Raw genomic sequence first — 17,617 nt, 5'->3', positions numbered from 1 at the left:
TCACAAAACCATGAACCATGGCCCGTGAATGGGGGTTAATGCTAAATTTCGGCATTGACTTTCGGCACGCTGTTGAGTTCTCAAGAATCGGACGCACACCGCGTCGGTGACCTTTCGGCCAGGACTCCGGGGCAACCTGCGTTACTCTACCGGACCAGATCCACCAAGTCAAGACTTGATTTTTCTGACCAGATCCCCCGCGCCAGATGGGCCGACCCGAGTCCGGAGACGCGTTTCGACTGCGCTAACTTCTGGGGGGTTCGGAGCGACCGGCCGCTTTCGCGTCCCGCGCCTCGCTCCAACAAGAAGAACAGTACGTGGCGACGAGGTAGCCGGTCAAATCGGCGTCCGGTGGCCAGCATCACAGCGGTGTAATTTGCCTCCGGCATCGACCGCGTGGGATACGTCAGCCGGCCAGAACCCCTGCGAACGAACGCTTCCCGCGCCGCAGCACCAGGGCGCCACCGGGCAGCAGGTCGTCGGCCGTCGGTACGTAGTCGGCGTCGCTGACCTTCTCGTTGTTCAGGTACGCGCCACCTTCGGACACCGTCCGGCGCGCGGCCGACTTGCTCGCCACCAGCTCGGTCTGCACCAGCAGGTCTGCCACTGTCGGCATCGCCGCGGCGGACACCTCCGTGTGCGGCGCCTCCTTCAGCGCGGCCACCAGCGTCTCCCCGTCGAGCTCCCGCAGGTCCGACTGCCCGAACAGTGCCTTCGCGGCCAGCTGCACCTGGGCGGTCTCCCCCGCACCGTGCACCAGCGTCGTCACGTCCTCGGCCAGCACGCGCTGGGCCTCCCGCGCGAACGGCCGGTCAGCGGTGGCCTTCTCCAGCTCCGCGATCTCGTCCGCCGTCCGGAACGTGTAGTACCGGACCAGCTGCATCACGTCCCGGTCGTCGGTGTTGAACCAGAACTGGTAGAACGCGTACGGCGACGTCAGCTCCCGGTCCAGCCACACAGTGCCCGACTCGGTCTTGCCGAACTTGGTCCCGTCCGCCTTGGTCACCAGTGGCGTCGCCAGCGCGTGTGCCTTCCCCGACTCCGTACGCCGGATCAGCTCCACCCCAGCGGTCAGGTTCCCCCACTGGTCACTGCCACCGGTCTGCAGCGTGCACCCGTACCGCCGGTAGAGCTCCAGGTAGTCCAGCGACTGCAGCAGCACGTAGCTGAACTCCGTGTAGCTGATCCCCTGCTCGAGCCGGGCCTTCACGACCTCGCGCCCGAGCATCCGGTTCACCGGGAAGTGCTTGCCGATGTCCCGGAGGAAGTCGAGCGTGTTGAGGTCCTTGGTCCAGTCGTAGTTGTTCACCATCCGCGCCGGGTTCGGCAGCGAGGTGTCGAAGTCCAGGAACCGCTCCACCTGGCCGCGGACCCGCTCCACCCACTGCTGGACGACGTCCTTCGGGTTCAGCACCCGCTCGGAGGTCTCCTTCGGGTCACCGATCAGTCCGGTGGCGCCACCGACCAGGCCGATCGGGTTGTGCCCGGCGAGCTGCAGCCGGCGCAGCGTCAGCAGCTGCAGCAGGTTCCCCATGTGCAGGCTCGGCGCGGTCGGGTCGAAACCGACGTACGAGGTGATCGGTCCCTCCGCCATCGACGCCCGCAGGGCGTCCCGGTCGGTGGAGTGCGCGATCAGGCCGCGGCTGTCCAGGTCGTCGAGCACCTGCGTGCGGGCTGCGCTGTCGGTCACTGTCGGTTCTCTCCTCGGGTACGTCGGAACACCCCAAGCCTGCCAGGCGCGACCGCGCCCGGCACGAGCGGTCCGCCTACATGGCCTCCGGCCGCGACAGTACGGCGCGCAGCTGCGCCACCAGCGCGTGCCCGTCCGGGCCGTGCACGGTGGCGGCGGTCGGCCGCTGCGGGTCGTGCGCCCCCGGGTCCGGGTTGGGCACCGGGAGACCGTGCGACAGCACCTGCTCGGCAGGGGTCAGCTGACGGATCCCGATCGCCCGGACGTGGTCGGGGTGCGTCTGCGCGAAGTCGCCGTACAGCTGCGGGTCGTGCTGCCCGTCGTCACCGACCAGCACCCAGCGGACCGCGGGGAACTCCTTGGCCAGCCGGCGCAGCGCGGTGCGCTTGTGCTCCTGCCCGCTGCGGAACCAGCCGGTGTTGGTCGGCCCCCAGTCGGTCATCAGCAGCGGGCCGGCCGGGTACCCGTGCCGGGCCAGGAAGCGGGTCAACGTCGGTGCGGTGTTCCAGGCGCCGGTCGACAGGTAGAAGATCGGGGCGCCCGGCTGGTCGGTGAGCAGCTCGGCGTACATCTCCGCCATCCCCGGTACGACGCGACGCGCCTGCTCCTCGCGGACGAACGTGTTCCACGCGGCGATCAGCGGCCGCGGCAGCATCGTCAGCATCACCGTGTCGTCGATGTCGCTGACCAGCCCGAAGGTGGCGTCCGGATCCGGCACGAACACCTTGCCGCGGGCCTGCCGCTCGCCGTGCACGCCGAGGCTGATCTCGTGCCAGCCCGGCGGCAGCACCACCGGTACGGCGAGGTCGACGAACCCGCCGCGGTCGGTCAGCGCGTCGAAGCTCTGCCCGGCCACCGTCACCGACACCTTCACCTTGGTGGCCGGCGCGGTGACGAACACCCGCCAGCCGCGCACCACCTGGTCCTCGTCGTACCGGGGCTGGTTGCGCGGGTCGCGGCTGAGCACCACCCGGGCCAGCACGCGGACGTACTCGGCGTTGCCGTAGCCGACGTGCGGGATGATCCGCTCCCGCCAGCCACGCCGGCGCAGGAGCGCGCCGATCCCGAGGTTGAACCAGTCCTCCAGCCGGGAGGAGTAGTGCGGACGGGCCATGTCCCGAACCTACCCGTCCACAGGTCTGATACGCCTGCCGGGACGGCTGTCGGTGCAGACCTTTACGTTCCCGGTATGACATCGATCGGAATGTGCTTCCCGCGGACCTGGCCGGCGGCGCTGGTCACCGACGTCGCGCGCCGGCTGGAGGCCGGCGGAGCCGACGAGCTGTGGATCATCGAGGACTGCTTCTACACCTCCGGGCCGTCGCTGTCGGCGGCCGCGCTCAGCGTCACCGAACGGCTGACGGTCGGGCTCGGGATCCTGCCCGCCGTCGCCCGTACGGCGGCCGTGACGGCGATGGAGATCGCGACGCTCTGCGCGCTCGCGCCCGGCCGCTTCCTGCCGGGCATCGGGCACGGCGTGCAGGAGTGGATGGGTCAGATGGGCGTCCGCCCGAAGTCGCCGCTGACCGCGCTCGACGAGGTCACCGTCGCGGTCACCCGGCTGCTCGCCGGGGAGAACGTGTCGATGGAGGGCAGGACCGTCTTCCTCGACAAGGTGAAGCTCGACGCTCCTCCCGCCGAGGCGCCGCCGATCCTGCTCGGCGTCCGCGGGCCGAAGTCGCTGGCGCTGGCCGGGCGGGTCGCCGGCGGAGTGGTGCTGGCGGAGCCGGCGTCGCCGTCGTACGTGCGGGCGTCGGTGGAGCATGCTGGATCGCCGGAGGGGTTCGTGGTGGCGGCTTTCAGTGCGTTCTGCGTGCGGCGCGACCGGAAGACCGCGTACGAGTGGACCGCGCCATGGCTGGCCGGGCTGATCGAGGAGCGCAACCCCGCGCTGCCTTCGCTGCCGTTCTACGACGACTTGCTGCGTCGGTACGACGAGCTGGGTGTGCCGGGACTGGTGTCGATGCCGACCGACTGGTGGGTGGAGCTCGGGCCGATCGGGACGCTCGACGACGCGGCTGCGCACCTGGACGCGCTGGAGGCCGCTGGGGTGCACCACGTGGGGCTGTTCCCGGACCCGGAGGTCGAGCACGGGCTGCCGCAGCTGGAGCAGGTGCTGGCGCTCGCGAACAGATGACGTACGCCGAGGTCCCGTGGACGCCGGAGATCGCCCGCACGGTGGAGGCCGAGTGGGCGATCTCGACGGGCTCGGTGGAGCGCCTGACGGGCGGCGAGGAGTCGGCTGCGTACAAGGTGGACGCGGGTGGGGTCCGCGGGGTGGCGGACGGGGGTGGGCTCGACGGCGGGGTGGCTGGGACCGGCGGCGTGGTGGTGCGGATCGGGCCGGTCTCGCGTGGGAGCGACCTGATGGAGTGGTGTCACCAGGTTGCGGGCGCTGCTGGGGTCGACGAGGTGGTGGTGCCACTTCGGACCACCAGCGGCGCGAGCGTCGTACGGGTTGCTGGGCGGCCGGTCAGTGTGTGGCCGCTGGTGGCCGGCAGGTGGTTGGACAACGACGAGCCGGCTGAGGTGGAGCAGGCCGCGCGCTTGCTTGCGCGGCTGCACCACGGGCTGCGGGACGTGGTGCTGCCGGCCAGACCGGAGCCGTCGTACCTGGAGGCGACCACTGGTGTGCTGCCGGACGAGGAGCTGGATCGGTGGCTCCAGTCGTTCAGCAGGCGGCAGCAGCCGCTGCACGGGGACTACTACCGGGGGAACCTGCTGGTCGACCGTGGGCGGATCACCGGAGTGATCGACTGGGACGAGGCGTGGGTGGGTGCTCCCGAGGTCGAGCTCGCGGGGGCGGCACGGGAGTTCGGGGAGCACTGGTCGACCGATCTGAGCCGGGCGAAGCTGTTCGTTGCCTGGTACCACGACGAGGGTGGGACGGCGGGTGAGCTGGACGACGAAATGCTCGTGCAGCTGATTCGGCATCGGCTCAGAGCGGAGGTGACGGCGTTCGGTGGGGAGGACGACGACGAGTACTACGGGCTGCTGCGGGAGTTGTTCGGGAAGCTCCGGCCCTAGAGGCGTTCGGTGACGCGGAGGGTGAGGCGGGTGCGGGCGATGTCGGCGATCGCGGCGGGGGCGGCGTCGCCGGAGTGAGGGTGGGGCACCTCGTCGGTGTGGTCGGCGGTGGTGAAGGACATGCCTGCCGGTTCGGTGCCGTTGACCGCGTGGGTGACGAAGTCGCGGACGATCTTGTTCCAGTCGGGGGCCCGGTGGAGCATCGCGTGCTTCTCGCCGGGGAGGGTGAGCAGGGCGACGGGGATGCCCTCGGCGCGCAGGCGTTTGGTGTACGCCGCGGTGCCGTGGGGTGAGGTGATCCGGTCGGCGGTGCCGTGGGCGAACGCGACCGGACCGCGGAGGTGGACGAGGGGTTCGCCCTCGGGCAGCCAGGGGGCCAGGCCGAGGACGCCGGAGACCAGCGGATGGTTGCCTGCAGCAACAACCGCCCGGCCGCCCATGGAGTGGCCGATGAGGATGACCCGATCGAAGGAAAGTCGGTCGAGAACAGTTCGAAGGTCCACGGCAGGATCAGCAGCTGCCCCGTTCCAGCCCTGATACCGAAAACGCATCAACCCCACCGCGACCCCCGGCGCCGCCTTCCGGGCGACCGCCGCGAACGGCCACATCCGCAGGATCGGCGCCCGCCAGCTGTGCGGGTCGGCGGTCGAGTTCTCCATGCCACCGTGCGCGAGCAGGACCAGATCACGCGCGCCGCGCGGCGCGGCGACCAGGTCGATGCCCGGGGCACTCACTGGTACAGGACCGTCGGGTCGTGGGCGATGTGCAGGAACCGGTCCGGCTTGTCCAGCGCGGTGAAGCCGTACGACTCGTACAGCGTGTGCGCGTCCGCCGTGGCCAGCATCATCCGCCGCAGCCCCTGCAGCTCCGGGTGCTCCAGCAGCGTCGACACGACGAACCGGCCGAGGCCGTGCCCGCGTGCCGACTCGACCACGAACACGTCGGCGATCCACGCGAACGTCGCCCGATCCGTCACCGCCCGCGCGAACGCGACCTGTGCACCGTCGGCCGCGTACACCCCGACGCACAGGCTGTTCGCGACCGCCTTCTCGACCACCTCGCGCGGCACCCCGGGCGACCAGTACGACGTCCGCAGGTACCCGTGCATCAGGTCCAGGTCGAGTCGCTCCGGGTTGTCGTCGGCAACGAAGTCACCTGAAGTCCACTGCATCAGCTCTCCCCCACTCGTCGCGCCTCAGCCTAAAGAAGAATCAGTTCAGAACCGTCGTGATCGGCATCGACGAGTCGGCCGGCAGCCCCAGCGGCGACGGCATCTTCCCGGCCCGCACCAGCTCCGACCCGAGCGCCGCGACCATCGCGCCGTTGTCCGTGCACAGCCCCGGCCGCGGCACCCGTACGGCGATGCCCGCCGCCGAGCAGCGCTCCTCGGCCATCTGCCGCAGCCGCGAGTTCGCGGCCACACCGCCGCCGATCAGCAGGTGCTCGTAGCCGCGGTCCTTGCAGGCGTCGATCGCCTTGCGGACCAGCACGTCGCAGACCGCCTCCTGGAACGCCGCCGCGACATGGTTCACCGGCACGTCCTCGCCGTCCCGCCGCTTCGCCTCGACCCACCGGGCGACAGCCGTCTTCAGCCCGGAGAACGAGAAGTCGAACCGGTGCCGCTCGAGGTCGCGCTGGCTGGTCAGCCCGCGCGGGAATGTCACGTACGCCCGGTCGCCGCCGTCGCGTGCCGCTTTGTCGACATACGGACCGCCCGGGAACGGCAGCCCCAGAACGCGGGCGACCTTGTCGAACGCCTCGCCCGCGGCGTCGTCGATGGTGCTGCCCATCGGCTCGACGCCGTCGGTGATGTCCTCGACCGCGAGCAGCGACGAGTGCCCGCCGGAGACGAGCATCGCGATCGCGCCCTTCGGCAGCTCACCGTGCTCGAGGGTGTCGACGGCGACGTGCGCGGCCAGGTGGTTCACGCCGTACAGCGGCTTGTCCAACGACAGCGCCAGACCCTTCGCGGCCGCGACGCCGACCAGCAGCGCGCCGGCCAGGCCGGGCCCGCTGGTGACGGCGATCGCATCGACGTCGGACGGTTTCACCCCGGCCGTCTCGCAGGCGCGGCGGATGGTCGGGACCATCGCCTCCAGATGCGCGCGGCTGGCCACCTCCGGGACGACGCCGCCGAAGCGGGCGTGCTCGTCGACGCTGGACGCGATCGCGTCCGCCAGCAGCGTGTGGCCGCGGACCAGGCCGACGCCGGTCTCGTCGCACGACGTCTCGATCCCGAGGATCAACGGTTCGTTCTCAGTCACTGTCCTTCTCCTGCGCGTCGCATGATGATCGCGTCCTCGCCGCCGCCGTAGTACCCACGCCGCCGGCTGATCTCCTCGAACCCGAACCCGGTGTACAGCCCGATCGCCGCCGCGTTGCCCGCGGCCACCTCCAGCAGCACGGTGCGGGCGCCGAGCGTTGCCTCCAGCAACTCCCTGGCCACCCCCGTACGCCGGTACGCCGGGTCCACGGCTATTCGCAGCAGGTCGACGGGCTCGTCCTCCAGCGGCGGAACCAGCAGGACGACGTACCCGGCCAGCGCACCGCGTTCCGCGACGAAGATCCGCCGGTCGGACCGGGTGAACTCGTCGCTCCAGGAGCTGCTGCTCCAGGTGTCCTTCGGGAAGCACGCGGAGTCGAGCGCCTCGACAGCCGGTTGGTCGGACAGGGTGGCCGGGCGGGTCACTTGGGGAGCACGCTTTTCGGGCCGCCGGACATGGTGACGTCCGGGCGGCGGAGGTAGAGCGGGTCGGGCGCGGTGACCTGCAGCGTCCCGGTCGCCACACCGGTGGCCAGGACCTCGGCCGACGGGTACTCGAGGACATCGGTGGTGTCGACGCCGAGCACCTCGCCGTACAGCACCGCACCGCGGCCGATCACCGGCAGACCGGACAGCACGTGCGCAACGTCGGCAGGCTTGTCGACCGCCGGTCCTTCCAGCCGGCGCCGGCTACCGTCGGCGGCCGGGCCGTCGTACAGGGCCCAGTAGATCTCCTTGCGCCGGGCATCGGTCGCGACCGCGACCGGCAGCGCGAGATTCGACTGCTTCGCGAGGATGTCGAGGCTGCAGACGCCGACGACCTCGATGCCGAGCACGTCTCCCATCGTCCGCGCGGTCACCAGCCCGACCCGCAGCCCGGTGAACGGGCCCGGCCCGGCGCCGACCGCGATCTTCGTCAGGTCCTTCACCCCGGCCCCAGCGGCAGCCAGTACTTCGGCGATCGCCGGCGCCAGCAGTTCGCCGTGCCGCAGCGCGTCCACGGCGGTCGACGACCCGACGACCGCACCCGAGACCGGGTCGGCCAGAGCGACGGTCACGGCCGCACTGGAGGTGTCAAAAGCAAGCAGCACGATCAGTTCACCTCGGAAGTAGCAGTCAAACGAACACCGGTCGCGGCCCAGCGAGCACCCGCCGGAGCGATCCGCAGCGCGCGCGTCTCGTCGCCCTCGTCGTCGCCCCGCGTGAGCGTCAGGTCCAGCCGGTCCGGCGCCAGCGACTCCGCCAGCCCGTGCCCCCACTCGACCACGGTGACGGCCTCGTCGAGCGACGCGTCGAGATCGAGATCGTCCAGCTCGGCGATCCCACCGATCCGGTACGCGTCCACGTGCACCAGCGCGGGCCCGCCGACCAGCGACGGGTGCACCCGCGAGATCACGAACGTCGGCGACGTGATGTCACCGCGCACCTTGAGCCCGGCGCCGAGCCCCTGCGTGAACGTCGTCTTCCCGGCGCCGAGATCACCCGACAGCACCAGTACGTCGCCCGCCCGGAGCTGACCCGCGAGCTCCTCGGCGATCGCCCGCATCTCCTCCGCGGTCGGCACCGTCAGCTCGATCGGCAGCGCCTTCGCGTGGATCAGGTTCGGTCCCTCCTCCGCGACGATCGAGTACCCGCGGCGGCGCCAGAACTCGACGGTCTCCGGCAGCTCGACCCGCGCCACCAGCCGGACCCGGCCCAGCCCGCGCGCCCGCGCCGCGTCCTCCGCACACCCGACCATCGCCGACGCGACGCCGCGGCTCTGGAAGCGCGGGTTCACCGACACCCGGCGCAGCTCCAGCACGTCACCGGACACGTGGAACAGCATCGCCCCGGCCGGCTCGCCGCCGATCCGGGCCAGCAGTCCGCCGTACGCCGCGACCGTCTCGCCGACCGTCGTCGCGTTCTCCGACAGCGCGGTCGAGGGCGGGTCGAGGGTCCGCCGGTTGGCGAAGGCGTGATGGATCACGCCGACGATCTCGTCCACGTGCTCGGCCGTGGCGTCCACCACGTGCAGGTCGGTCATCTGTGTCCCAAGGATTGTTCGGCCCGCTCGATCATCCCGAGCAGGGCGGCGGTGAACTCGCGGTGGTGCTCGATCAGCCCGAGGTGCCCGCAGTTGCGGACCTCGACCAGCTCCGCGCCGGGTACGTGCCGGACGATCTCCTCGGAGTGCTCGAACGGCGTCAGGTGGTCGGCGTCGCCGCCGATCACCACGCACTCCACCTTCTGCAGCGGCTCCAGCGACCCGGTCTTGTCGTGCAGCGCGAAGATCGGGTAGAACTCCGCGATCACCGAGATCGGGGTCGCGGCGATCATCTCGTTGACGAACTCGGTGAAGGCCGGCGGCACCTCGGAGCCGAACGAGTACTTGCGGGTGAGCAGGTAGCTGATGTCGGTCCCGGCCTTGCGGCTGCGCTCGACGACGTCGGGGATCCGGGCCAGCGCGGCGACCGTCGGGGTGGCCAGCGCGCGGGCCAGCATGCCGACCCGGCCGGGGAACACGATCGGGACCGAGTCCAGCCCGGCCGCGCTGGTCGAGCACAGGCCGACGCCGATCACCCGGTCGCCGAAGAGCTCCGGGTGCTGCTCGGCCAGCGCCATGATCGACATGCCGCCCATCGAGTGCCCGATCAGGATCACCGGACCGGTCGGCGCGTACTCCTGCATGATCCCGTACAGGTCGCGCCCGAGCTGGTCGATGCTGACGTTCTCCTTCGGGGAGCGTCCGGAGCGGCCGTGCGAGCGCTGGTCGTAGAAGACCATCGTGCCGATCCCGGCCAGGTCGCGGCGCTCGAAGTGCCAGCAGTCCATGTTCAGGCCGTAGCCGTGCGCGAAGATCAGCGTCAGGTCCTCGGCCGCGGCCGGTTTCTTGCGCAGCCGGCGCTTCGGCGGCTCGGGCCGCCGGGACCGCTTCAGCTCGTCGACCTCGACGTACAGCTCGACGCCGTCGTCGGCGGTGAACACGTGCGGCGTCCCGCGCAGCGACCCGAACGGCTCGGCCTCCAGCTGCGCCCGCTGCCCGGAACGCCGGCCGATCACCTGCCGCTCGACGGCCACCCCGGCGGCCGCGCCCGCAGCCAGTACTCCGACCGCCGCGCCGATCAACCCGGCGGTCCGCCCAGCCTTAGACATCCAGCACGCTCTCGCCCCGCCCGGCGCCTGCCGCCTCGGCCGCGGTCAGCTCCTCGTTCACGTACCGCCGCGGGATCCGCGGGCCCAGCCGGGTGACGATCTCGTAGTTGATCGTCCCCGCGGCATCCGCCCAGTCGTCCGCCGTCGGCTCACCGTCGATCCCCGGCCCGAACAGCACGACCTCGTCCCCCGCCTCACGCGGGTCGTCCTCGAGGTTCACCATGCACTGGTCCATGCAGATCCGCCCGACGACCGTCCGCCGCTGACCGTGCACCTGCACCGGCCCGCCGTTCGACGCGTGCCGCGGCAGGCCGTCGCCGTACCCGACCGGGATCAGTCCCAGCGTCGACGGCCGCGGCGCCGTCCAGGTCAGCCCGTACGAGACGCCCGCACCGGCCGGGACCCGCTTGACCATCGCCAGCCGCGCCTTCAGCGTCATCGCCGGGCGCAAGCCGAGCTCCGAGGCGGGCAGCGAGTGCCCGAAGGGCGAGAGCCCGTACGTCGCGATGCCGGGCCGGACCAGGTCGAAGTGCGTCTCCGGCAGCGCCAGCGTGCCGGCCGAGTTCGCCAGGTGCTTGAACCCCGGGTCGACCCCGAACGACTCGGCCACGTCGACCGCCGCGAGGAACGCCTCGACCTGGTACTCGTTGGCCGGGCTCTTCGGCTCGTCGGCCGACGCCAGGTGCGACCAGATCCCGGTGATCACCACGCGCCCGCTCTGCTGCTCCTTGAGCGCGGCCCGGATCAGCTGCGGCCACTCCTCGGCGACGGCGCCGCCGCGGCTCATGCCGGTGTCGATCTTCAGGTGCACCCGGGCCGGCCGCTCGGTGACGCCCGCGGCGATCTCCGCGATCTCCCACGGCGCCCCGGCCGACAGGTCGATGTCGTTCGCGATCGCCTGGGCCAGCGGCTCCCCCGGCGTGGTCAGCCAGCAGAAGATCGGGCCGTTGTCGCCGGCGGCGCGCAGCTGCAGCGCCTCCTCGAGCACGGCGGCGCCGATCCAGTCCGCACCGGCCTGCCGGGCGGCCCGGGCGACCGGGACCATCCCGTGGCCATAGGCATCGGCCTTGACCACCGTCATCAGCTCGGCCGAGCTCAGCCGGGCACGCAGCGTGGCGACGTTGTGCCGGATCGCGGCGAGGTCCACAACCGCCTCGGCACGGGGCTGTGTTCGGTGCATGGGGGGCTCCACAGACTCGGACATGACCTGTCCAGTGTCTCAGGCAGCCTCGAGCAACGCCGGGAGGGCGGTCATCTGGTGGAAGATCGCGTCCGCGGAGGCCAGTTTCGCCGGGTCGGTCATGGCCGCGTAGCCGAACACCTTCATCCCGGCCGCGTTGGCCGCCGCGACGCCCAGCGGGCTGTCCTCGACGACGACGCAGTCGGCGGGATCGACACCGAGCGTGCGGGCGGCGTACAGGAAGAGGTCGGGCGCGGGTTTGCCGTGCTCGACGTCCTCGGAGCTGAAGATCCGGCCCTCGAAACGGTCCCAGAAGCCGACCGCGGTGAGCGCCGTGTGGATGCGCTGGTGGGTGCCGGAGGAGGCCAGACAGTACGTCGTACCGCTCGCGTCCAACTGGTCGAGCACCGCACCGACACCGTCGACGGCCTGCAGGTGGGCGAAGCCGTCGAAGAGTCGCTGGTGGTAGCGGTCCTCCAGGTCGGCGGGCAGCGGCCAGCCGAGCTTGGCCTCGGACTTGGTGCGCATCGAGACCATGCTGCCGCCCATGAAGTCGCGGACCGCCTCCTCGAACGTGTACGGCAGCCCGGCCTCGGTGAGGAGTTCGGCCAGGATCGTGTTGGCCAGCCGCTCGGAGTCCACCAGTACGCCGTCGTTGTCGAAGATCACCAGTCCTTTCACATCAGCACCCTACAAAGTGCAACGCCGCGGCCCGCAGTGACGTCCGTACTGCGTGAGGACATCGATGATGGTGATGGCGGCCGCCGGTCTCGTCGTACTGACCGGGTGCGGTGACGAGTCGGGCGCGGGTGCGGGCGGGCTGAGCGGGAAGACGTACCTGTCCACCGCGCTGACCGAGAACGGCGCCCCGAAGCAGGTCGCGCCGAGCACGCGGATCTCGCTGCAGTTCAAGGACGACGGCTCGCTGTCCGCGAACGCCGGCTGCAACTCGATCGGCGGCAAGTTCTCCAGCGGCGGCGGCAAGCTCAGCGTCGAGGACCTGAACCTGACCAACATGGCCTGCGACGGCCCGCGGCAGCAGCAGGAGGAGTGGCTGCTCTCGGTCCTGAACAGCAAGCCGGCCTGGAAGGTCGACGGGGACCAGCTGACGGTCACCGCGGACCAGCGGGTGATCGTGCTGCAGGACCGCGAGACCGCCCAGCCCGACGTCGCGCTCGACAGCACGAAGTGGGTGCTGGACAGCGTCGTCACCGGCGAGACCGTCTCCACGCCGGGCAACGGCGGCGCGTTCCTGAAGATCAACGGCGACCGGATCACCGGCTCGACGAGCTGCAACGAGTTGCAGGGGGTCGTTGCGCGGACCGGTGACAAGCTGACGTTCGGCTCGATCGGGACCACGCGGCGGGCCTGTTCGGGTCCGGCCGCGGAGCTGGAGAAGCGGATCCTCGGCACGCTGAACGGCGAGGTCAGCTACTCGATCGACGCCGACAAGCTGCAGTTGCGCAGCCCGACCGACGACGGCCTCGACTTCAAGGCCGCCGGCTGAGCCGTACGTCGAACGCCTGCACCTTGTCGTCGGGGGTTTCGTAGGAGAGCAGCAAGTGTCCGCTGGCCTTCAGCTTGGTGAGTTGGGCTGGAGTCAGCGGGATCGACCAGTGCTGTACGCCGCGAGTCAGCTGCTTGGTGGACTGCTTGACCAGATGCCCACTCATGTCAGGCGCCCAAGGTGGGATGCCACCGTCGGTCACCGCGCACGGGGTCAGCCCGTAGTCCGGCGGCGGGTCGCTGAGGCAGCTGGTCGTGTAGACCGGGATCGCCCCGAGCTCCCCGGTGGTGAGGAAGGCACGAGCGGTGCCGGAACCGCGCGACGTGGTGAAGACATCGAGTGCACCCGGCCGCAGACCGGCGTACAGGATCTTCACGTCCTCCGTCGGCGCCCGCCCGGAGATCGGCACGTGGTTCCGCGCCGACTGCGCGATCGTCTGCGGTGACAGCGCCCCGTTCAGGTTCGGGTTCGACACATCCGGCGGCGCCGGCGTCGTCGGCCGATCGGCCGGCGGCGTGTAGCCCGGCATCGTCGCCCGCCCCCATCGGTACGGATCCGACTGCACCGACCCCAGCGCCGACCACCCGAGCCGTGTGCTCTGGTCGATGTGCCGCAGCGTCGTCGTCCCCGGCGCCGACGTGTCGTCGTTGTCGTACGGCGTGATGTTCAGCCCCAGGTTCGCCGGGTCGACCGCCGCCGGCAGCGCGGCCAGCGGGATCTTCACCTCCAGGTCGTACCCCGCGTAGCCGTGCGGCGTGGTCGTCTCGTTGCTGCCGACCCAGGTCGCCGTCGACGCGACCTCGACGCCCGGCGCGTTCCCGGTGTCGAGCGCACCGCTCGAGTAGCCCTGGTGGTTGTCCGCGTCCCGCGACCAGCACGGCCCGTTCCCGCCGGCGGGGTCGTTGCTGAACGGGAAGATCCCGAGCTTGAACGTGTTCGCGGTGTCCATCAGCGCCTGCGACGCGGTCCCGCGCGGGTCGAGCAGGATCTCGACCGAGTCGGCTTGCCAGTGGCCGACGCACTCGGCCGGCGTCACGGCGTACGACTGGTAGTCGTCGCGGACGTGGACGAAGAAGTACAGCGCGTCGCCGGACCAGCTCACCTTCGCCGTACTGCCCTCGCCCGTCGCCGAGACGCCACAGTCGTCAACGCCCGTGCAGCCGGTCGCGCCCTGCCAGATCCGGCCGAGGTCGAGCGTCGGCCCGGGGTACTCCCCGGCCGCCGCCGTCCCGTCGACCGTCGGCGCGGTCGTGGTCTGCGCGATCGCGGTCGCCGGTACGACGGACAGCGTCAGCGTCTCGCTGCCGGTCCCGCCGGTGAACGTCGTGGTGATCGGGACGTCCACGTTCTGCGTCGCGGGCAATGCCGTGTCGGTGTTGGTGACCCGGAACGTGACGGTCGTGTCCGCGCCCGGCTGCAGCCCGGAGTAGGTCTTGCTGACCGCGTCGGCGGTGAAGTTCGGCGGCAGCGTCAGCGCCACCGCACCGCTCTGCGGCGTCGCCGACCAGTTGTGCACGACGACCGGTACGTCGATCGTCCGCCCGACGCCGATCGACTGGATCGCGGCCGAGCGCCCGAGCCGTGCGGCTTGCGGCGCGGTCTGCGCCAGCCACTCGTCGTACTCCTGCCAGTTGCCCCAGCGCTGGAAGCGCCCCTCGGCCGCGGAGACGATCCGGACGACGTTGTCGGTGTAGCCGGTCGCCTTGCCGGTGCTGTAGAGCGCGGAGATCTTGGCGAGCTGGTTCACCGGCGCGGTCGCCGACGGTGTCACCGTGAAGGTGACCGCGGCGTCGGCGCGGCTCGGGACCGGCTTCGGCCCGTCGACCGTCCAGCCGGCCGGCACCGTCAGCACAACGTTGCCGCGAGCAAGCTTTCCGCGCGGAGCGCGCAGGTGAACGGTCGCCTGGAACGGCGCCCCGGCGACGTTCGCGAACCGCGAGAAGGTCAAATACTGCAGCGTCCCCACCGGCAGCCCACCGGGATCGGGTTTCGTCGCGCCGAACAGGATCGCGTCGTCGAGACCGGCCTTCGGATTCGACGCCCCACCCGGCAGCGTGTTCGGCTGGAACGGCACGAACGCCTGCGTCATCCCGAACCGCGAGCAGGCCGGCACCGACGTCCCCTTGAACATCACCCGGCTCTGTGTCGGGTACGCCGCCCGCCCCTCGTCCGCGACCTGCTGCCAGATCTTCGCCGTACCGGCCGGCTGACCCTGCACGTTGCCCGCCGGCCACTTGTACGGCGACTCGTAGCCGGTCCAGACGCCGGCGACCGTGTCCTGGCTGCTCGGCACGAACCCGGTCGTGCAGTTCGCGGCCGTCGTCGTACCGCCGGTCCCCGCGGTGCTCCCGCCGGAGAAGACCTTCTTCACCTGCCAGGTGCTCAGCGCGTCCTTCCCGCGCAGCTGCTCCGGAAACCGCGTCGGGTCCGCGGCCGCGAGCACGCCCTCCCAGATCAGCCGCCCGGCCTGCTGGTGGTTGCCGTGGCCGGCGGCGAGCGTCGGCGTGAAGCCGATGTAGATCTCCGGCTGCGTCGTGCGGATCACCCGCGTGACGCGTCGCAGCGTCTCCTCCTCGTCCCAGAAGTACTGCGTCAGCGGCGCGCTCTGGTTGTAGAAGAAGTCGATCCGGTCCAGGTTGAAGATGTCGACCGTGCCGGAGCGGTAGTGCGCGACCCGGTCCTCGTTCTCGCGGCGCAGCCCCAGGTCCGGGCCGAGCTCGGTGCCGACCGCGTTGCCGCCGCCCTCACCCCGGGTCACCATGATCACGCCGCACTTGACGCCGTACCGCTGGTGCCACACCCCGCACGGCCCGATGATGCTGGTGTCGTCGTCGGGGTGCGCCCACTCCCCCATCACGTCGATCTTGGTCGCCCGGTCCGCCACGTACGGCGTACTGCGGGCTTGGGCTGCCGCCGGGAGTCCGGCGGTCAGCAGGGCGACAACGGCGAGCAGCACACCAAGACGTCTCACGGGCGAACTCCCAGGGCGGTGGGGACACCAACACCACCGTCCTATCCCGGGAGCGGCACTAGTTCAAGATCTGACCGGTCGCCAACGGCAACGCCCGGGCAATCGATATCGCGGTGATAGGCCCGGCCTCTGACGCGAGCTGCGCAGCTGCCGCATGGAGGTAGGCACCGATGCTTCCCGCATCGAGTGGATCGAGCCCCGAGGCGAGCAGCGCACCGCAGAGCCCGGCCAGTACGTCGCCCGATCCGGCCGTCGCGAGCCACGGCGTCGCGTTGGTGTTGACGCGGGTCCGGCCGTCGGGGGCGACGACGACGGTGGTCGAGCCCTTGAGCAGCACCGTCACGTCGTACCGCTCGGCCGCCGCGCGGGCGTGCTTCAGGCGCGCGGCCTCGACCTCGGCGCGGTCGACGTCGAGCAGGCGAGCCAGCTCACCGGCGTGCGGCGTGATCAGCACGTTCGTGTGGTCGCCGGAGTCGTCGAGCGCCTTCAGCCCGTCCGCGTCGAGCACGACCGGCTCCTCGGAGTCGAGCAGCTCCCGCACCTTCGCGACGTCGAGCTCCTCGCCGAGGCCGGACCCGATCGCCCAGGCCTGGACCCGGCCCTCGCCCGCGACGATCTCGGGGTGCGCGGCCCGGACGGCTTCGGCGACCGCGTCGGGTCCGACGTACCGGAGCATGCCGAGCGGTCCGGCGAGGGCGCCCGCGGTCGCGATCACGGCCGCACCCGGGAACTGCTTGGAGCCGGCCATCAGGCCGAGGACGCCGCGCGAGTACTTGTCGGACTCGCCGCGCGGGACCGGGTAAAGCGCCCGTACGTCGGACGCCTGCATCGCCTCGACCGCGGGCGCCGGCAGGTCCAGCCCGATGTCGATCAGGTGCACCGGGCCGCAGGCGGAGGCCGCGGGGTCGACGAAGTGGCAGATCTTGTGCGTCCCGAAGGTGACGGTCACTGCGGCTTGGACGAACCCAGCCGCCGCCCCACCGCGCTCCGGCACCTCGCCCGTGTCCACGTCGACGCCCGACGGGACGTCGACCGCGACTACCGGCACGCCGTGCTCCTCGGCCAGCCGGACCGCGGCCAGCGCCTCCGGCTTCAACCCGGGCCGGCCCCCGATCCCGACCACGCCATCCACCACCAAGTCGGCTTTCGCGATCTCCTCGACCGCACCGACCCGTCCACCGGCTACACGCAGCGCCTGCAGACCCTCCGCATGCACCTTGTCCGACAGCAGCACCGCGATCACCAGCGCACCGCGCCGGGCCAGCTTCTCCCCGGCGTACAGGGCGTCGCCGCCGTTGTCGCCGGAGCCGACCAGCAGCACCACGCGCGCGCCGTACGTCCCACCCAGGAAGTTGCCGATGGCAACCGCAAGCCCGGTGGCGGCGCGCTGCATCAGGGTCCCCTCCGGAAGCCTGGCCATCAGCTCGGCCTCGGCGGCCCGGACCTGCTCGACGGTGTGCGCGTGACGCATCTCAGCCCTCCAGGACGACGACCGCCGACGCGATGCCCGCGTCGTGGCTCAGCGACAGGTGGAGGCTCTGTACCCCGAGCTCGGACGCCTTCGCCGCGACCGTGCCGGTGACCTCCAGCCACGGGCGCCCGGTCTCGTCGCTGCGCACCTCGGCGTCGTGCCAGTGCATCCCGCCGGGGGCGCCGAGCGCCTTGGCCAGCGCCTCCTTGGCCGCGAACCGGGCCGCCAGCGACGCCGGCGGCCGGACCGCCTCGGCCGGGGTGAAGACCCGGTCGCGCAGGCCCGGCGTCCGCTCCAGGGTCTTCATGAAACGCTCGACGTCGACCACGTCGATGCCCACGCCGACGATCACGAGACGGTTCCGGACGGGGTTCCT

General features: G+C 71.2%; 17 protein-coding genes. 3 read left to right on the top strand and 14 right to left on the bottom strand.

Translation table 11 applies throughout. The features are described from left to right. Positions 1 to 406 precede the first annotated feature (406 nt). Both tyrS and ACZ6Z4_RS38715 read right to left on the bottom strand, forming a co-directional pair. Positions 407 to 1,690 carry a tyrosine--tRNA ligase gene (gene tyrS / locus ACZ6Z4_RS38720; protein ID WP_465577548.1) on the bottom strand — a complete coding sequence of 428 codons (1,284 nt, stop codon included), beginning with the start codon at positions 1,688 to 1,690 and terminating at the stop codon, positions 407 to 409. A gap of 76 nt (positions 1,691 to 1,766) precedes the next feature. Further along, positions 1,767 to 2,804 (bottom strand): App1 family protein, encoded by a 1,038-nt coding sequence (locus tag ACZ6Z4_RS38715; protein WP_465577545.1) that lies wholly within the window; start codon positions 2,802 to 2,804, stop codon positions 1,767 to 1,769. Between the two features lie 75 nt (positions 2,805 to 2,879). Here ACZ6Z4_RS38715 and ACZ6Z4_RS38710 point away from each other — a divergent pair, with 75 nt between their 5' ends. Continuing rightward, on the top strand, positions 2,880 to 3,827 hold the full coding sequence (locus ACZ6Z4_RS38710) for an LLM class flavin-dependent oxidoreductase (RefSeq protein WP_465577542.1): 948 nt from the start codon (positions 2,880 to 2,882) through the stop codon (positions 3,825 to 3,827). After that, a complete protein-coding gene (locus ACZ6Z4_RS38705) occupies positions 3,824 to 4,717 on the top strand; it encodes a phosphotransferase enzyme family protein (protein WP_465577539.1) in 894 nt (297 codons plus the stop codon). The genes ACZ6Z4_RS38710 and ACZ6Z4_RS38705 overlap by 4 nt, the downstream gene beginning before the upstream one ends. Here the strand turns inward: ACZ6Z4_RS38705 and ACZ6Z4_RS38700 are convergent. Genes ACZ6Z4_RS38700 through ACZ6Z4_RS38660 form a run of 9 tightly spaced genes read right to left on the bottom strand, consistent with a single transcriptional unit; the run spans position 4,714 to position 11,973 of the window. Then, positions 4,714 to 5,451, bottom strand: coding sequence for an alpha/beta hydrolase family protein (locus ACZ6Z4_RS38700; protein ID WP_465577534.1), 738 nt, complete (start codon positions 5,449 to 5,451; stop codon positions 4,714 to 4,716). The genes ACZ6Z4_RS38705 and ACZ6Z4_RS38700 overlap by 4 nt on opposite strands. Then, positions 5,448 to 5,888: a GNAT family N-acetyltransferase gene (locus ACZ6Z4_RS38695; RefSeq protein WP_465577528.1), complete on the bottom strand. Its 441-nt coding sequence runs from the start codon at positions 5,886 to 5,888 to the stop codon at positions 5,448 to 5,450. Before ACZ6Z4_RS38695 ends, ACZ6Z4_RS38700 begins: the two co-directional genes overlap by 4 nt. Before the next feature lie 40 nt (positions 5,889 to 5,928). Then, entirely contained in the window at positions 5,929 to 6,981 is a 1,053-nt protein-coding gene (gene tsaD, locus ACZ6Z4_RS38690) for a tRNA (adenosine(37)-N6)-threonylcarbamoyltransferase complex transferase subunit TsaD (RefSeq protein ID WP_465577523.1), read from the bottom strand. Further along, complete coding sequence (locus ACZ6Z4_RS38685; RefSeq protein WP_465577520.1) at positions 6,978 to 7,406, bottom strand: GNAT family N-acetyltransferase; 429 nt, start codon at positions 7,404 to 7,406, stop codon at positions 6,978 to 6,980. Before ACZ6Z4_RS38685 ends, tsaD begins: the two co-directional genes overlap by 4 nt. Next, positions 7,403 to 8,071 (bottom strand): tRNA (adenosine(37)-N6)-threonylcarbamoyltransferase complex dimerization subunit type 1 TsaB, encoded by a 669-nt coding sequence (tsaB, locus tag ACZ6Z4_RS38680; protein ID WP_363676975.1) that lies wholly within the window; start codon positions 8,069 to 8,071, stop codon positions 7,403 to 7,405. The genes ACZ6Z4_RS38685 and tsaB overlap by 4 nt, the downstream gene beginning before the upstream one ends. Positions 8,072 to 8,073: 2 nt before the next feature. Next, positions 8,074 to 9,003, bottom strand: coding sequence for a tRNA (adenosine(37)-N6)-threonylcarbamoyltransferase complex ATPase subunit type 1 TsaE (gene tsaE, locus ACZ6Z4_RS38675; RefSeq protein ID WP_465577514.1), 930 nt, complete (start codon positions 9,001 to 9,003; stop codon positions 8,074 to 8,076). Then, on the bottom strand, positions 9,000 to 10,112 hold the full coding sequence (locus tag ACZ6Z4_RS38670; RefSeq protein ID WP_465577511.1) for an alpha/beta fold hydrolase: 1,113 nt from the start codon (positions 10,110 to 10,112) through the stop codon (positions 9,000 to 9,002). The genes tsaE and ACZ6Z4_RS38670 overlap by 4 nt, the downstream gene beginning before the upstream one ends. Further along, complete coding sequence (gene alr / locus ACZ6Z4_RS38665; protein WP_465577508.1) at positions 10,105 to 11,292, bottom strand: alanine racemase; 1,188 nt, start codon at positions 11,290 to 11,292, stop codon at positions 10,105 to 10,107. The genes ACZ6Z4_RS38670 and alr overlap by 8 nt, the downstream gene beginning before the upstream one ends. 39 nt (positions 11,293 to 11,331) lie before the next feature. Continuing rightward, complete coding sequence (locus ACZ6Z4_RS38660) at positions 11,332 to 11,973, bottom strand: HAD family hydrolase (protein ID WP_465577505.1); 642 nt, start codon at positions 11,971 to 11,973, stop codon at positions 11,332 to 11,334. A gap of 52 nt (positions 11,974 to 12,025) precedes the next feature. Here ACZ6Z4_RS38660 and ACZ6Z4_RS38655 point away from each other — a divergent pair, with 52 nt between their 5' ends. Then, positions 12,026 to 12,799, top strand: coding sequence for an META domain-containing protein (locus ACZ6Z4_RS38655; protein WP_465577502.1), 774 nt, complete (start codon positions 12,026 to 12,028; stop codon positions 12,797 to 12,799). Here ACZ6Z4_RS38655 and ACZ6Z4_RS38650 read toward each other — a convergent pair. From ACZ6Z4_RS38650 to ACZ6Z4_RS38640, 3 genes are read right to left on the bottom strand one after another with little or no spacing between them, the layout of a single operon-like run. Continuing rightward, positions 12,783 to 15,770, bottom strand: a complete 2,988-nt coding sequence (locus ACZ6Z4_RS38650; RefSeq protein WP_465577495.1) for a PIG-L family deacetylase — start codon at positions 15,768 to 15,770, stop codon at positions 12,783 to 12,785. The two genes, ACZ6Z4_RS38655 and ACZ6Z4_RS38650, sit on opposite strands and share 17 nt — an antisense overlap. 58 nt (positions 15,771 to 15,828) lie before the next feature. Next, positions 15,829 to 17,241 carry an NAD(P)H-hydrate dehydratase gene (locus ACZ6Z4_RS38645; RefSeq protein ID WP_465577491.1) on the bottom strand — a complete coding sequence of 471 codons (1,413 nt, stop codon included), beginning with the start codon at positions 17,239 to 17,241 and terminating at the stop codon, positions 15,829 to 15,831. Between the two features lies 1 nt (position 17,242). Next, positions 17,243 to 17,593, bottom strand: coding sequence for a holo-ACP synthase (locus ACZ6Z4_RS38640; protein ID WP_344181404.1), 351 nt, complete (start codon positions 17,591 to 17,593; stop codon positions 17,243 to 17,245). Positions 17,594 to 17,617 lie beyond the last annotated feature (24 nt).

The organism is Kribbella sp. NPDC104740, from assembly GCF_055583505.1.
Note: the sequence above shows the minus strand (reverse complement) of the source record. Positions and strands in the feature narration are given on the sequence as shown.

Excerpts from the sequence above, each read along its gene's own strand:
- ACZ6Z4_RS38715 (WP_465577545.1), bottom strand. The coding sequence starts at position 2,804 with ATGGCCCGTCCGCACTACTCCTCCCGGCTGGAGGACTGGTTCAACCTC.
- ACZ6Z4_RS38710 (WP_465577542.1), top strand. The coding sequence starts at position 2,880 with ATGACATCGATCGGAATGTGCTTCCCGCGGACCTGGCCGGCGGCGCTG.
- ACZ6Z4_RS38705 (WP_465577539.1), top strand. The coding sequence starts at position 3,824 with ATGACGTACGCCGAGGTCCCGTGGACGCCGGAGATCGCCCGCACGGTG.
- ACZ6Z4_RS38695 (WP_465577528.1), bottom strand. The coding sequence starts at position 5,888 with ATGCAGTGGACTTCAGGTGACTTCGTTGCCGACGACAACCCGGAGCGA.
- tsaE (WP_465577514.1), bottom strand. The coding sequence starts at position 9,003 with ATGACCGACCTGCACGTGGTGGACGCCACGGCCGAGCACGTGGACGAG.
- ACZ6Z4_RS38670 (WP_465577511.1), bottom strand. The coding sequence starts at position 10,112 with ATGTCTAAGGCTGGGCGGACCGCCGGGTTGATCGGCGCGGCGGTCGGA.
- alr (WP_465577508.1), bottom strand. The coding sequence starts at position 11,292 with ATGCACCGAACACAGCCCCGTGCCGAGGCGGTTGTGGACCTCGCCGCG.
- ACZ6Z4_RS38645 (WP_465577491.1), bottom strand. The coding sequence starts at position 17,241 with ATGCGTCACGCGCACACCGTCGAGCAGGTCCGGGCCGCCGAGGCCGAG.